This window comes from Candidatus Poriferisocius sp. (assembly GCF_965204015.1).
Lineage (GTDB): Bacteria > Actinomycetota > Acidimicrobiia > Acidimicrobiales > Bin134 > Poriferisocius.
The window spans coordinates 1,320,279-1,333,909 of the sequence record NZ_OZ241965.1 but is presented as its reverse complement, the minus strand read 5'-3'; the positions used below and the strand labels follow the sequence as shown (position 1 = coordinate 1,333,909).

The 13,631-nt window shown below is 64.7% G+C and carries 15 protein-coding genes; 12 read left to right on the top strand and 3 right to left on the bottom strand.

Annotated features, from left to right (window positions below):
* The first annotated feature begins 69 nt into the window (after nt 1-69).
* The 6 genes from eno to ACOGJC_RS05935 are packed head-to-tail and all read left to right on the top strand — an operon-like array spanning nt 70 to nt 4,959.
* Nucleotides 70-1,362: a phosphopyruvate hydratase gene (gene eno / locus ACOGJC_RS05960; RefSeq protein ID WP_419847596.1), complete on the top strand. Its 1,293-nt coding sequence runs from the start codon at nt 70-72 to the stop codon at nt 1,360-1,362.
* Nucleotides 1,359-1,700, top strand: a complete 342-nt coding sequence (locus tag ACOGJC_RS05955; protein WP_419847595.1) for an FtsB family cell division protein — start codon at nt 1,359-1,361, stop codon at nt 1,698-1,700. Before eno ends, ACOGJC_RS05955 begins: the two co-directional genes overlap by 4 nt.
* A 17-nt stretch (nt 1,701-1,717) precedes the next feature.
* Entirely contained in the window at nt 1,718-2,527 is an 810-nt protein-coding gene (locus ACOGJC_RS05950; RefSeq protein WP_419847594.1) for an SDR family NAD(P)-dependent oxidoreductase, read from the top strand.
* Nucleotides 2,528-2,537: 10 nt separating this feature from the next.
* Entirely contained in the window at nt 2,538-3,194 is a 657-nt protein-coding gene (locus tag ACOGJC_RS05945) for a J domain-containing protein (protein WP_419847593.1), read from the top strand.
* 52 nt (nt 3,195-3,246) lie between these two features.
* Nucleotides 3,247-4,461: an amidohydrolase family protein gene (locus ACOGJC_RS05940; protein WP_419847592.1), complete on the top strand. Its 1,215-nt coding sequence runs from the start codon at nt 3,247-3,249 to the stop codon at nt 4,459-4,461.
* A gap of 3 nt (nt 4,462-4,464) precedes the next feature.
* Entirely contained in the window at nt 4,465-4,959 is a 495-nt protein-coding gene (locus tag ACOGJC_RS05935) for a hypothetical protein (RefSeq protein ID WP_419847591.1), read from the top strand.
* 18 nt (nt 4,960-4,977) lie between these two features.
* Here the strand turns inward: ACOGJC_RS05935 and ACOGJC_RS05930 are convergent, their stop codons facing one another.
* Together ACOGJC_RS05930 and ACOGJC_RS05925 are read right to left on the bottom strand one after the other, a co-directional pair.
* A complete protein-coding gene (locus ACOGJC_RS05930; RefSeq protein WP_419847590.1) occupies nt 4,978-5,382 on the bottom strand; it encodes a hypothetical protein in 405 nt (134 codons plus the stop codon).
* Nucleotides 5,360-5,674, bottom strand: a complete 315-nt coding sequence (locus ACOGJC_RS05925) for a hypothetical protein (RefSeq protein ID WP_419847589.1) — start codon at nt 5,672-5,674, stop codon at nt 5,360-5,362. Before ACOGJC_RS05925 ends, ACOGJC_RS05930 begins: the two co-directional genes overlap by 23 nt.
* Before the next feature lie 88 nt (nt 5,675-5,762).
* Between ACOGJC_RS05925 and ACOGJC_RS05920 the strand changes: the two genes are divergently transcribed.
* Nucleotides 5,763-6,146, top strand: coding sequence for a type II toxin-antitoxin system RelE/ParE family toxin (locus tag ACOGJC_RS05920; RefSeq protein WP_419848201.1), 384 nt, complete (start codon nt 5,763-5,765; stop codon nt 6,144-6,146).
* Nucleotides 6,146-6,451 (top strand): helix-turn-helix transcriptional regulator, encoded by a 306-nt coding sequence (locus ACOGJC_RS05915; RefSeq protein WP_419847588.1) that lies wholly within the window; start codon nt 6,146-6,148, stop codon nt 6,449-6,451. Before ACOGJC_RS05920 ends, ACOGJC_RS05915 begins: the two co-directional genes overlap by 1 nt.
* Before the next feature lie 30 nt (nt 6,452-6,481).
* Here ACOGJC_RS05915 and ACOGJC_RS05910 read toward each other — a convergent pair whose 3' ends face one another.
* On the bottom strand, nt 6,482-7,594 hold the full coding sequence (locus ACOGJC_RS05910; RefSeq protein WP_419847587.1) for an amidohydrolase family protein: 1,113 nt from the start codon (nt 7,592-7,594) through the stop codon (nt 6,482-6,484).
* A 134-nt stretch (nt 7,595-7,728) separates the two neighbouring features.
* On the opposite strand from ACOGJC_RS05910, the gene ACOGJC_RS05905 reads away from it, so the two are divergent.
* The 4 genes from ACOGJC_RS05905 (at nt 7,729) to ACOGJC_RS05890 (ending at nt 13,595) form a co-directional block, all read left to right on the top strand.
* Nucleotides 7,729-9,123: a phenylacetate--CoA ligase family protein gene (locus tag ACOGJC_RS05905; RefSeq protein ID WP_419847586.1), complete on the top strand. Its 1,395-nt coding sequence runs from the start codon at nt 7,729-7,731 to the stop codon at nt 9,121-9,123.
* Entirely contained in the window at nt 9,120-9,992 is an 873-nt protein-coding gene (locus ACOGJC_RS05900; protein ID WP_419847585.1) for an amidohydrolase family protein, read from the top strand. Before ACOGJC_RS05905 ends, ACOGJC_RS05900 begins: the two co-directional genes overlap by 4 nt.
* Before the next feature lie 148 nt (nt 9,993-10,140).
* Entirely contained in the window at nt 10,141-12,324 is a 2,184-nt protein-coding gene (locus tag ACOGJC_RS05895; protein ID WP_419847584.1) for an acetate--CoA ligase family protein, read from the top strand.
* On the top strand, nt 12,297-13,595 hold the full coding sequence (locus ACOGJC_RS05890) for a hypothetical protein (protein WP_419847583.1): 1,299 nt from the start codon (nt 12,297-12,299) through the stop codon (nt 13,593-13,595). Before ACOGJC_RS05895 ends, ACOGJC_RS05890 begins: the two co-directional genes overlap by 28 nt.
* The last annotated feature ends 36 nt before the right edge of the window (nt 13,596-13,631 follow it).

Sequence of the window (13,631 nt, the reverse complement as noted above, 5' to 3'; positions counted from 1 at the left end):
TCTATTTTTGTGACTCTAGCCACATCAGCAACAGACGATGGGCTGGGGAACCCTTGAAAGACCTGGATTTTGAGCGCGATCACACGGATAGTCGGCCGAGAGGTCCTCGACTCAAGGGGTAACCCTACCGTTGAGGTTGAGCTTATCCTCGGTTCGGGCGCATCTGGTCGGGCCATGGTGCCCTCGGGGGCGTCTACCGGTCGCTATGAGGCCGTGGAACGGCGCGACGGCGGTGATCGGTATCTAGGCCGGGGTGTGGCCGATGCAGTGGCTTCGATCAACGGCGAGATCGCCGATGCCGTCGTTGGGATTGACTCCGCCGACCAGCGGGGCCTCGATCAGGCGATGATCGACTTGGACGGCACCGACGGGCTGAGCCGGCTGGGAGCCAATGCGGTGCTCGGCGTGTCGTTGGCGACGGCCCACGCGGCGGCGGCCGACAGCGGCCTGTCGCTGTATCGCTATATCGGCGGGGCCAACGCCCACGTGCTGCCCATGCCCATGATGAACGTTCTCAATGGGGGAGCTCACGCCGCCAACAACATCGACCTTCAAGAATTCATGGTGGTGCCGGTGGGGGCAGCTTCATTCCGCGAGGCCCTGCAATGGGGAACCGAGATCTACCACCACCTACGCCGCCTGCTGGTGGAGCGGGGGTTGTCGGCCGGCATCGGCGACGAGGGCGGCTTTGCCCCCGATTTGGACTCCAACGAGGCCGCGGTGGCGGTGCTGGTGGATGCCGTCGAGGCCGCGGGGCTGGTCCCGGGCGATGACATGGCCCTGGCTCTTGATGTGGCCTCCACCGAGTTCTTCGCCGACGGCGAGTACCGCCTGGCCGGAGAGGATCGGTCGCTGAATTCCGCCGGGATGGCTGCGTATCTGGCCGAGTTGTGCGATGCCTATCCCATCGTGTCGATCGAGGACGGGATGGCTGAGGACGACTGGGACGGCTGGGCGCTGCTCACCAAGTCCCTCGGTGGGAGAGTGCAGTTGGTGGGCGACGATCTGTTCGTCACCAACACCGAGCGGCTGGGGCGGGGGATCGAACTGGGAGTGGCCAACTCCGTTCTGGTGAAGGTCAATCAGGTGGGCACCCTCACCCAGACTCTGGAGACGGTCGAGTTGGCTACTGCCTCGGGCTATACCTCGGTGATGTCGCATCGCTCGGGCGAGACCGAGGATGCCACCATCGCCGATTTGGCCGTGGCCACCAACTGCGGCCAAATCAAAACGGGCGCCCCGGCTCGCAGCGACCGGGTGGCCAAGTACAACCAGCTTCTGCGCATCGAAGAGGAGCTGGGTGAGGCCGCCGCCTACTGGGGCGGGGCGGCTCTGGCGGCATCCGGGGGAGCTGATCTGTGATTACGCTGCGCCGCTCCGTCATCCCGCTGGTGCTGGTGCTTATCGCGTTGGCGGTGCTGTTCTACGCCGTTCTGCCCACCCGGACCTACATGGACCAGAGGTCGGCCACCTCTGACGCCCGGGCCGAGCTGGCTGCCCTTGTGGATGAGAACGATGCCCTCCGCTCTCGGCTTAAGGCGCTGTCGCAGCCGGAGGAGGTCGAGCGTCTGGCCCGATCGGAGTACAACCTGGTCTATCCCGGCGAGGAGGCCTATGCCATCTTGCCGCTGGCCCCTCAGCCGGTGGAGATTCCCGATCTCTGGCCGCTCAATGCTCTGGTGACTTCCCTGGCTGGATAGCGGGATAGCGTCGGGACATGACCAGTTCTGACAACTCTCCAGTCCCGCACTATCCCGATCTGCTCCGCCTCGACGGCAAGGGCTTTGTGGTGGTCGGCGCAGGTCAGGGGATGGGGCGCCAGACCAGCCATGGGCTGGTCCAGTGCGGTGCCCGGGTGGTGTGCGTGGACATCGACCCGGATCGGGCCGCGGAGATCGCCGAGGAGGTGGGCGGCGTGCCGTGGTCGGGTGACGCCACCGCGCGGGCCGACGTGGAGCGTCTGCTGGACGACTCGGTGGCCGCGTTGGGCCAGGTGTACGGCCTGGTGGACATCATCGGCATGGCCGAGTGGGGCTTCATCGTGGACATGGACGACGGGGTATGGGACCGCCAGATGGCCATCAATCTGCGCCACGCCTATCTGCTGGGTCAGGTGTTCGGCCGCCACATGGTGGCCAACAGCGAGGGGTCGATGGTGTTCATCGCCTCGGCATCGGGCATGGACGGCGCCCCCAACCACGCCGCCTACGGGGCGGCCAAGGCCGGGCTCATGGCCTGGGTGAAGTCGATGGCGGTGGAGATGGGCCCCCACGGGGTTCGGGCCAACGCCGTGGCGCCAGGGGCCATCGCCACCCCCCGGATCATGGACATGCTGAGCGACGCCCAGAAGGCCCACTCCAGCGGCAACGCCCCCATCGGCCGCATGGGCCTTCCCGCCGACATCGCCGGGGCTGCCCTATTCTTGTCGTCGCCGCTGGCCAGCTACGTGAGCGGCCGCACTCTGCTGGTGGACGGCGGCGTGGGCGCCAAGTTCCCCTACAGCTCTTTGAGTGTTCTGGATGATTGACTAAGGGGTTATGCCGGAGCGGTCGCACTACGACGTTCTGGGTGTATCCCCCGGCGCCAAGCCCGACGCCATCCGCCGCGCCTACCTTCGCCAAGCCCGCCGTTGGCATCCTGACCGGCCATCGGGCGATCCCGAGCGGATGCGGGCGGTCAACGAGGCCTGGCAAGTGCTCGGCGATCTCCGGTCTCGGGCCGCCTACGACCGGACGCTGGCCCGCAGCGCTCCTCGCCCAACCAGCAGCGCCCGACCTGCGGGCGCACCCCCTCCGTCTGGAAGCCCCCGTCCGGCTGAGCCCCCACCCGATCCGCCGACTGCATCCCCCCCGCCCATTGAGTTGGTCGGTTTTCGCTGGCGGTGGATCGGCCTGGCGGCCACTGTTGTGGTGGCGGTGGCGGTGGTGCTGATCGTGGTGGCTACTTCGGCCATTGATGATTCCGACCCAGACAGCCCGATCACGGCATCGGCTCCGGTATCCCAGTCGCGCCCCGAGCCCGGCGACTGCTTCTTGATCGGCACCACCACCCTCATCTCGGTGGCCTGCGAACAGCCCCACGACGGCCTGCTGGTTTCCTGGGTGCCCTTGGGCGCCCCCTGTCCTCCCGACACCGAGCTCCACTGGGTGCGCTCCGCTCAAGAGGCCGTCTGCTACCACCCTCCGTCCGGTTGACCTACTCTTTTCGGACCAACTGACATTCAGCAGCAATCGAGGAGAGCCGGACATGCGGCACGGGTACAAGGTCTTTGACGCCGACGGGCACGTGGTGGAGCCCAAGAACCTGTGGGAGCGGTTCTTGGACCAGAAGTTCCAGCACCGGGTGGGATGGAAGGAAGTCCCCGGCCGGGAGGCGTTCCGCCCGGCCACGGTGGACGGCCGCTACACCCAGAGTCGGGTCACCATCTACGGCGACTTCATGGAAGCGGTGAACTGGACCTACGACGTAATGCGGGAAAAATACGGCCAGGCTGTGGTGGACAACGGCTTCCCCGGCGACGCCGTGGCCCAGGCCATGCCGCTGGACGGCATGGACTTCATGGTGATCTACGGCCCCGGCTACGACCTTTGGTCCGACGGGATGGATCCCGAGCTCCAGGCCGCCATGTGCCGGGCCTACAACCGCTGGGGCCAGGAGATGCGGGAGATGTCTGGCGGGCGGGTCATCGCCTCGGGGCCGGTGGTCATGAACGACGTACACCGGGCGGTGGAGGAGATCCAGTACGCCTACGACCATCTGGGCACCCGGTGCTTCTTCGCCCGGCCCAACATGTTCAACCGCCGGATGCTGGGCGACCCCTACTACGACCCCATGTACGAGCTGCTCCAAGACCTGGACTGCGCGTTCGCCACCCACGACTTCATGGGCCATAACGGGTCGTCGGCCGGCGCCGACCGGTTCGAGACGTTCACCGAGTGGCACACCGTCTGCCACCCCCACGAGGCCCAGATGGCCATGCTGTCGATGATCTGCAATGGGGTGTTCGAGCGGTTCCCCCGGCTGCGGGTGGCCTACATGGAGGCCAACTGCGCGTGGTTGCCGTGGTGGCTGTGGCGCATGGAGGAGCACATCGAGCTGTCGGGCGATTACGAGAAGCCGGGGCTCACCAAGTCGCCCCAGGAATACTTCCAGGACAACTGCTTCATCTCGGTGGAGCCCGACGAGTACCTCGTGTACCACGTGATCGAGGAGTTGGGCGACGACAAGATCGTGTGGGAGAGCGACTACCCCCACCCCGACTCGAAGTACCCGGAGGCGGTGCAGTCGTTCTTGGACCTGCCCAAGATCTCAGACGACTCCAAGCGCAAGATCCTGTGGGACAACTCCCTCGACCTGTACCGGTTCCCCGAGGGCTATCTGCCCGACGAGTTCATCGAGGCCACCACCTACGAGTACGACCCCTCGACCTATGTGCCCAAAGTTCCCGCCGGAGTGGGCTGAGAGATGGCGTCGCCCCATGATGTTCCCGGAGTGGAGCCCATCTTCCGACACCTCGACGACGAGGATCTGAAGGTTCAGCAAGTCCGCACTCAGATGCACCCCGACGGGCAGAAGTCGGTGTGGGAGAAGTGGTTCACCTTCGGCAGCCACGGCAAGCAATACCTGTCGATGTGGGCCCGCTGGGATCCCGGCATGATCGTGCATCGCCACGGCCACCACTCCCCCCAGGTGATGTACGTGCTGAGCGGCGACCTCATGTGCGGCGACGTCCACTGCCCCGCCGGCACCCACATCGAGCTCCCCCACGGTGCCGCCCTCGGCCCCCTCATCGCCGGCCCTGACGGAGTAGAGCTGTTCGAGGTTATGATGGGCGACGCCGCCTCCTGGGCCGCCGACCCCGAGGGCTTCGAAGCCCTCCTGGCCAGCAGAGACATCACGAAACTCCCCGACCCCCCCATAGACCTCCCCGAAGACTTCGAAGACCGCCGCCACCAATAGGCCGCGGCTGGCGAATTCCTACCGGGGTTTGCGGGTGGCGATGGCGAATCCGAAGGCGAAACCGGCGAACTCGATGATGGCCAGGCTCAGAGCGGAGTGGAAGAAGAAGTCGGCGTGCTCGCCAACCACGTTTGAGTGGAGATCGGGGCTGTCGATGACGAAGTGGGCCAGGTACCCGAACAGGAAAGCCGCAGCCATTGATATTGCGAACAGGCCAGCACCTAGTCGCACGTCCTTTCGCAGTGCGACGAAGACCGCGGCGAGCGGCATGAACGTGGCCACCACGTAGATGAACACTTGCTGCATGGCGGTAAGGGACACGTCGGCTTCTATGTGGCTCCAGCCGTGGGTCAGCTGGACCACCACGTGAACGAGGGCCAGCACCAGCAGCGTGACCCGCTCAAATCTCGCAGGCGTCTCCATTGCATCCTGGTTTCTTGCGCCCAAAGTAATTCCGGATCGGGGGGACGTAAAGAGCCAGCCCCGCCAATGCATATGCCGGCACTTGCATGCAGATCATCCTGGTTGCGTAGATGCCAGTGAAGATCTTCTGCGCCTTGGGATCGACCGCGACAATCTCGCCTGGGGGCACAGGTCCGATGGGCGAATCGACGGTGGAGAACTCAATGCGACCCAGCCAGTCCAGCTTCCTCGTCCGCGCCGCCAGACGGGCGCAATCGGAGCAATCGGCGTTGTAGTAGAGCGCGATGCCCATCGGGATATCTCCTCGACCCTGATGTTGTCTCTCCCCCGAGGCTATGACACCCCCCTAGGTCAGTTGAACTTGTAGGCGCGGGCGGCGCATTTGGCCAGGCAGGCCATTTGTTGATATCATATTTGATATCGTATGGGAGGTAGAGGTTGAGCCGGAGGTCGAAGAGTGGATCGACGAACTGCCGGTAGCGGAGTTCGCTGTTGTCGCTGCCTTCGTAGAGCGTCTGGCCGAGCGGGGCAGCGAGTTGCGGATGCCGATTTCCCGGTCATTGGGAGCGGGTCTGTTCGAGCTGCGGTTCAACTTGGATCGGACGGCGTGGCGGATCACCTTTTTCTTTGCCGCAAAGCGGAAGATTGTTCTGTTGACAGTGTTCCGCAAACAGCGCCGCAACGAGAGGCTCGAGGTCCGGCGGGCTCGACGGGCCATGAGCCGGTGTATAGCTGAGGCTCACACTGCACAGGAGGAGTGCTGATGAAGCGCAAGACGTTTGATGAAATGAAGCGGCGTCGTTTGGAGGCGATGAACGCAGGTGAGCGAGCCGCGTTCGATGCGGTCTATGACGCTGCCCGTTTGGCCATCGAAGTCGGCGACCAGATCCGGCAGGCTCGGGAGACAGCCGAAATGACTCAGCGGCAGTTGGCTCGTGTGATGGGTACGAGTCAAGCAGCGGTAGCCCGGCTAGAGGCCGGGGGAACCTCCGCTACCCTCACCACCCTCCACAAAGCAGCCGCCGCGCTCGACCTGCGGGTCACCGTCGCTTTCTCTCCCGCCGACTAGCACCGAGGTTCGGCCCGAGGAGGGCTCGGGTCAGTTGTATTTGTAGACGCGGGCGGCGTTGGCGTAGAGGACTTTTTCTTTGTCGGGGTCGGCCATGTTTTGGACGAGTTCGGCGATGATCTTTTGGCTGTCGGGCCACAGGGTTACCGAGTGGGGGTAGTCGGACGACCACATGGACATGTTCACCAGGGTTTGGTTGCCGCCGGCCATCTGCATGTGGCCGTTGTGGTCGTCGAGGCCGGTGACGAACACGTTGGTGCCCAGGTAGCTGCTGGGCTCGCGCTCGATGGGCGAGTCGGACCAGGCCGACTGGGTGTGGTACTCGTCGTCCATGGTCTGGTACCAGAACGGCACCCAGCCGTAGTTCACCTCGGCGGCCACCACCTTGAGGTTGGGATGGCGGTCGAAGATGCCGGCGAAGATCATGTAGGTGAGCGGGCGCACCGCGCTGAAGAACCGGTTGACGATGCCGGGGACCGACACGTTCTGCTCCACCAGCTCGTCCCAGTCGGAGTCGGGCGGCTTGCCGCCGAAGGTGCGGTGGAAGGTGACCGGCACATCGAGCTCTGAGCACGCTTTCCACAGCGGCTCGTAGTACGAGTGGTTGTAGGGCCGGGTGGGCATGCCGGGGACGAACAGCCCCTTGGCCCCCTTCTCCATCACCCGGTCGACCTCGGCCAGGGTGACGTCCATGCCGTCCTCGGTGGGCAGCATTGGCAGGCCCCGCAGCCGGTCGGGGGCCGCGCCTTGGAACTCGTCGAGCACCCAGTCGTTGTAGCTCCGCATGCAGGCCACCGCCAGGCCCCGGTCGGGCTCCAGGTAGGTGAAGATGGAGTTGGCCGGATACACCACCGAGCCCCACACGCCGTCGATGTCCATGTCGGCGCAGTGGGCGGTGCCGTCGTAGTTGCCCGGCATGATCTCCTCGAACTTCATACCCGAGAGCTTGTAGTCCTTTTTGGCCACGCCGGCCATGGCCTCGATGCCGAAGCTGCGCTTGGGCGGTCCGCCGTCGAATGACCATCCGTCGCCCCCGTCGGGGGCGGGCATCATGCGGGGGATGCGGTCTTTGTACTCATCGGGCACCCGCTCGAACACGTGGGGCGGTTCGTTGATATGGCAATCAGCCGAGATGACTCTCACGGCCAAAACGCTAGTTGGCGACTGCGGTTTCGTGCAGCGGCGGTGCTCGTCGTCTGTTGCCGCTGGCCCCGGCGCGGGTACCGTGGCTGGTCTATGAGCACGGGAAGTGGCTCTCTGAGCGCGGGGATGCGGCCATGAGCACGGGGATGCGCCGTCCGCACGAGCTGGACTACGAGGCCATGCAGCGCCTGTTCCCGCCCCCGCCGGAGTACTTCGAGACCACGTTCTTCGAAGATCCCGACACCATCGCCCGCAAGCAGCTTCTGCGCCTCCAAGACCGGGCCCATCGGGCCTGGCAGGTGCCGTTCTTCCGCAAGCGGTGGGAGGCGGCCGGCTTCCACCCCGACCAGCTCAAGACCCTCGACGACCTGTGGAAGGCCCCGGCCTACACCGTGGACGACATCCGGGCCTCCATCAACGAGAACCCCCCGCTGGGCGACTACCAGAGCATCGGCCTGGACGACGCCCGCAACGAGCCCATGCGGCTGTACGTGTCGGGGGGGACCACCGGGCGGTCCCGGCCCACCCTCTACACCGCTTGGGACCGGGAAGTGGGGGCTATCACCATGGCCCGGGCGCTGTACGCCGAGGGGATCCGCCCCGGCGACGTGGTGATCAACGCCTGGGCCTACTCCACCCACAACGGGGCCCACGCCTTTGACGAGGCGCTGTACCGGTGGCTCAACTGCGTGGTCCTCACCACCGGCACCGGCAACGTGACCTCCACCCGCAAGCAGGTGGAGCTGGCCCATGAGTACGGGGCGGCGGCCATCTTGACCACCGGCGACTACATGCTGAAGATGGCCGAGACCGCGGTGGAGATGGGCCTCGACCCCAAGGCCGACTTCAACATCCGGGCGCTGCCCGGCGGCCACATCGGCGACGCCGAGCGGGTCAAGGAGGTTTGGGGGGTGACCCCAGCGCAGCCCTACGGGTTCCACGAAGTGCAGAACGTGTCGATCGAGTGCCCGCTGCGCAACGGCCAACTCCACATCTTCGAGGACTGCTTCGTGGTGCAGGTTGTGGACGTGGAGACCGGTGAGCAAGTGCCTGACGGCACCCAGGGGGCGCTGGTGATCACCGAGATCTACAAGACCGGCTCGCCCCAATTCCGCTACAACATCATGGACTTGTCGTTCCTCTATCCGCCGGGCCAGTGCGAGTGCGGCTCGTGGCTGCGGCGCATGGGGCCATTCGCTGGGCGGGGCGACAACATGGTCAAGCTGCGGGGGGTAAACGTGTGGCCCGAGGCCATCGGCGACGTGATCAGCGACGTGCCCGGGGTGACCGAGGACTTCTTCTGCCGGGCGGTTCGGGCCGACAACCGCGACGAGATGATCGTGATGGTGGCTAGCGACGCCTCGCCTGATGAGTTCGGCGCGGTGGCCGAGCGGGTGGAGGACCGGATCAAGGAGGTCATGAGTGTGCGGATGACCGCCGAGGTGGTACGTCCCGGCGAGCTGGACAAGCGCACCGGCATGGCCTCCGGCGCGGCCAAGCTGGTGCGGTTCAAGGACGAGCGGCAATGAGCGTTGCCGCGCCGGCCGACGGCGCAATCGACTACTGGTGCAACCGGTTCTTCCCCGAGCAGGCCGACGTGTGGAACGCGGCCCTGGAAGCCACCGGTATCGCGGTGAAGGTCCGCACTGACGACACCGACTCCTTCTGCGACGCCGACACCATGGTGGCCCGCATGGACGAGCTGGGCATCGCTGCGGTGATCTTGCCTGTCGCCCATCGGCCCGCCCATCCCGAGGCCACCGACTTCGAGCTGGTGGCCGCCCAGCCCGATGACTTAGACCGGCTGGCCAAAGACCACCCCGGTCGGTTCTTCGGCCAGTGGTCGGTTGATCCTCGCATCGGCATGGCCGGGGTGGAAGAGGCCGCCGCCATGCTGGAGCGGCCGTGGTGCGTGGGCCTGCACACCCACACCCACAGCTTCGACCGCCGCTTCGACCACGCCGACTACTACCCCTACTACGCCCTTTGCGCGGCCCACGACGTGCCCTTCGTAATGCAGGCCGGCACCTCAGGCGGGCTCATGCCCAGCGAATGCGGGGTACCGGTCAGCATCGACCGCCCCGCCCTCTACTTCCCCGATGTGCGCTTCGTGCTCTCCCACACCGGCTGGCCGTGGGTGACCGAGTGCATCGCCATGGCCCTCAAGTTCCCCAACGTGTACCTGGGCACATCTGTGTATCCGCCCCGGCACTGGTCGGCCGAGCTAGTGGCGTTCATGAACGGCGCCGGACGGCGCAAGTGCCTGTGGGGCACCGGCTTTCCCACCGTGGGCCACCGTCACGGCTTGGGCCAGCTCGGTGAGGTGGAGCTAGGCGACGAAGCTCAGGCCAACCTGCTCGGCGGCACCGCCCGACGGGTGTTCACCCGCCTGGGATGACGTTGCTGGTGAGAATCCCCCGTGGGTTTCTGGCAGTGTCCGGGCGGCGGGTCCTGTCCGGGTCCAGCCCACCGTCCTCGCTGGCGCTGCGGGCGGCGGGCGCCCTGAACCCGGCCACCCCCCGCCCTCGCGGGATGATCCCATCCGGGTGGATTCTGCTTTGGTGCTCGGGATGATCGTCTCAGAACCCGAGGTTAAGGAGCGGTTGGCGGCGGCGGGTGTAGCGGTTCCGAAGGGGGTCAGCGTGGGATTCGCCGAGGTTGTGGCCCAACCGTCGGTGCTGGCCGCGGCCGCGGAAGCCGAGGGGCTAGCCGGGCTGCTGGTGCTCAAGGGCTGGGGCGACGGGCTGGTCCACAAGTCGGACGCGGGGGCGGTGCGTCTGGGTCTAGCCCCCTATGAACTGGACTTCGAGGCCTCGACGATGGCTGCGGAGGCCGCGGCGGCAGGCGTCCGCCTCGAAGGGTTCCTGATCGAGGAGCAGGCCGAGGCCGGGGTCGAGCTCCTGGTCGGGGTGGTAGACCGGCCCCCGTTCGGCCCGGTGGCCGCCCTCGGCCTGGGCGGAACCCTCACCGAGGTGCTCGACGAAGTGGTACTGCGGTTGGCTCCGATCTCTCGAGCCGACGCTGAGGCCATGGTGAGCAGCTTCAAGGGAGCGGAGCTGCTGAGCGGATTCCGGGGGCAGCCGCCGGTGGACATTAACTCGCTGATTGAGTTGCTGCTGGCCGTGGCCGGGCCTGATGGAGTGGCCGAACAGCTGGGCCAGAGCTTGGTTGAGCTGGAGTGCAACCCGGTTATTGCTACCCCCGGTGACGCCATTGCAGTGGACGCCCGGCTCATCACCCGGGAGGCACCTAAAGAAGCGGAAACCGAGGCGCCACCCACCGACTTCGGGCCGCTTTTCGCCCCCCGGGGGATCGCCGTGGCCGGGGCTTCCACCAGCCGGCCCGGATTCGGCAACACCTTTCTGACTGCGTACAAAGAGCTGGGTTGGGGGCCGGGCACCTTGTGGGCCGTCCACCCCAAGGCAACCGAGATCGATGGGGTGCCAGCGGTGCCCACGGTGGCCGACATCGACGGCGAAGTGGACTACGTGGTGGGGGCGGTTCCTGCCGCCGCCTGCATCGATCTGGTGAAGGGGGCAGCGGGCAAGGCCAAGTTCGTCCACGTCATCAGCGGCGGGTTCCGGGAGGCCAGCGAGGAGGGCACCGATCTGGAAGAGGCGCTTGGCGCGGTGGCCCGGGAGTCGGGGGTGCGGGTACTCGGCCCTAACTGCCTGGGGGCCTACGCCCCGGCCGGTCGGCAGACCTTCTTGCGCAACGCCCCCATGGACGTGGGCCGGGTGGCCATGATCTCCCAGAGCGGCGGGCTGGCCGGCGACATGGTCAAAGGCGGGGCGATCCGGGGCATCCGCTACTCCAAGCTGTGTACCGTCGGCAACAGCATCGACGTCACACCCGGCGAATTGCTGGAGTGGTTGGTGGACGACCCCGACACCGCCATCATCGGCATGTACCTGGAGGATCCTCGTGATGGCCGCCGTCTTTACGACGCCCTGCACAAGGCCAAGGGCCAAAAACCGGTGGTGATGCTGGTGGGGGGCCGCACCGCCCAGGGCGGGGGAGCGGCGGTGTCGCACACCGGGGCCTTAGTGGCCGATCACCGAATCTGGGATGCCATCAGCGCGTCGACCGGAGTCAGCGTCGTCGGCACTCTCGAGGAGCTGCTGTCGGCCATCGCCTATCTCCAGCGCTGGACCGACGCCGACATCAGTGGCGACCTCGACACCCTGGTGCTGGGGGTGGGTGGAGGCGCATCTGTGCTGGGCACCGACGCCGCCGACCAGGCCGGCCTGGTCACCACCCCGGTCAGCGACCAGGGCCAGCAGGCGGTAAGGGACTTGGGCTATGGAGTGGGCACCAGCATCCGCAACCCCATCGAGATCGGCTTCGGCCCGGTCTCCGACCCCGACGTGCTGGTCAAAGCCCTCGATCCCATCCTCGAGACCCAGCCCTACCCCGACGTGGTGATCCACTCCAACGTCCAGGCCTTCTTCAGCTACGCCGGCGACGGCATCGAGCGCCTGTTCCCCATCATCGAGACCACCGCCGCCCGCGCCTGGCCTCACACCAGACTGAGCTTGGTGCTCCGCAACCTCGACTGCGCCCCGCCCGAAACCGCCGCCCGCATCCAGCAAACCTGCCTAGACGCCAACCTCCCCGCCTTCACCCGCTTCGCCGAAGCCATGGCCGCGGTAGCCGCCGCCAAACGCCACGCCCGCAACCGCGCCTCCATCACCCCACCAGAATGGGTAGCTTCCCCAAGAGCGAATTAGCCAAGATTGATAAGGAGATCACTTTGCGTCTGGACTTGGCCACAGATCCGAAGTCGATTGCGAAGCAATTGGCCGGGGAGGTTATGGCAGGCGGCCTCACGGTTATCGATGCGGTAGAGCAGATTTTGGTTGAACACTTAGAAGATTCCGTAAGCAAGGCACTCGGACCTCGACTTGTAAAGGCTCCCAGAGCCAAAGTACATCCCAATTACTACCCCAACAGATTCGAGAATCTTTTCAACCTACAGAGAAATGGCTATTCCACTTCGTATCCAGAAGTGCATTTTGCAACTGGAAAGTCGGACGAGTTGACAGTTTCCGAAGTTAATGCATCAGGAATCAAGCTTGGCTACATCAGGTATGGTGGTGGAATAGAGCGGGCATACAAATACAAGAAGAAGGAGCTAAAGACCCAGAATAATCACACAGTGTGTCTGAACAAAGTAGCAATTGCACCTCAAGTATTTTCACAAGCACGTCAATTCATGGGAAACAACTATGAAATCGAGCAGCCATACATAGCAAATCTCGCTGTAGGATTCAATAACTTTGTTGATGATAGGATACAGGGCTTCAGGGTAGTGTCATTTGACCATGTAATCACTGGCGCTCGCACATTCTGCCGTTGCCACCAGAAAGCGCACGCGTCAATGCTCCAGGATGCTAGGCGGATAGTACCAAGGGCGGTGCCGGGCGCTTGGCCTCATAGGGTGGTAGCCCTCCTTGAAGGTGCAACCTACTCCGATGGCCTTTGCCATTTCTGTGTCGCCGATACTCATGGTGAAGATGCGTCCTCTGACTGGTATGGCGCGCAAATCCAAAAGCACTACGAGCCATATGTCGATCTTCTGGTTCGCAGCGAAGATATGGATATTCGAACAGCAAAAGCCGAGGCGCAACGTCGACTGTCAATCAGTCGATGGAAACGAGAAGACGAACTGTACCGACTGGTGGCCAAGCTGTTTCCTGTTCAGAAAATACGTCGTGAGGCATCTCCACCGTGGTTAGGACAGCAACGGATCGACATTTACATCCCAGAACTCAAACTTGCCATTGAGCATCAAGGAGAGCAGCACTACCGGCCGATAGAGGGATTTGGCGGGGAAGAAGCATTCGCCAAGGTGCAGGAACGGGACAAGCGGAAGCGGGCATTGTGCAAACAAAACGGCGTGACAGTAGTGGATGTCCGCTTCGACGCTCCGTTGACGCTCCCAGCCATTCGGTCGCGACTTCATCGCTGGATTGAACTGTCCCGTCGGAGTCCGATCTGATCAAGAAATTAGGTCTTGGCCACTCCTAGTCTTAGT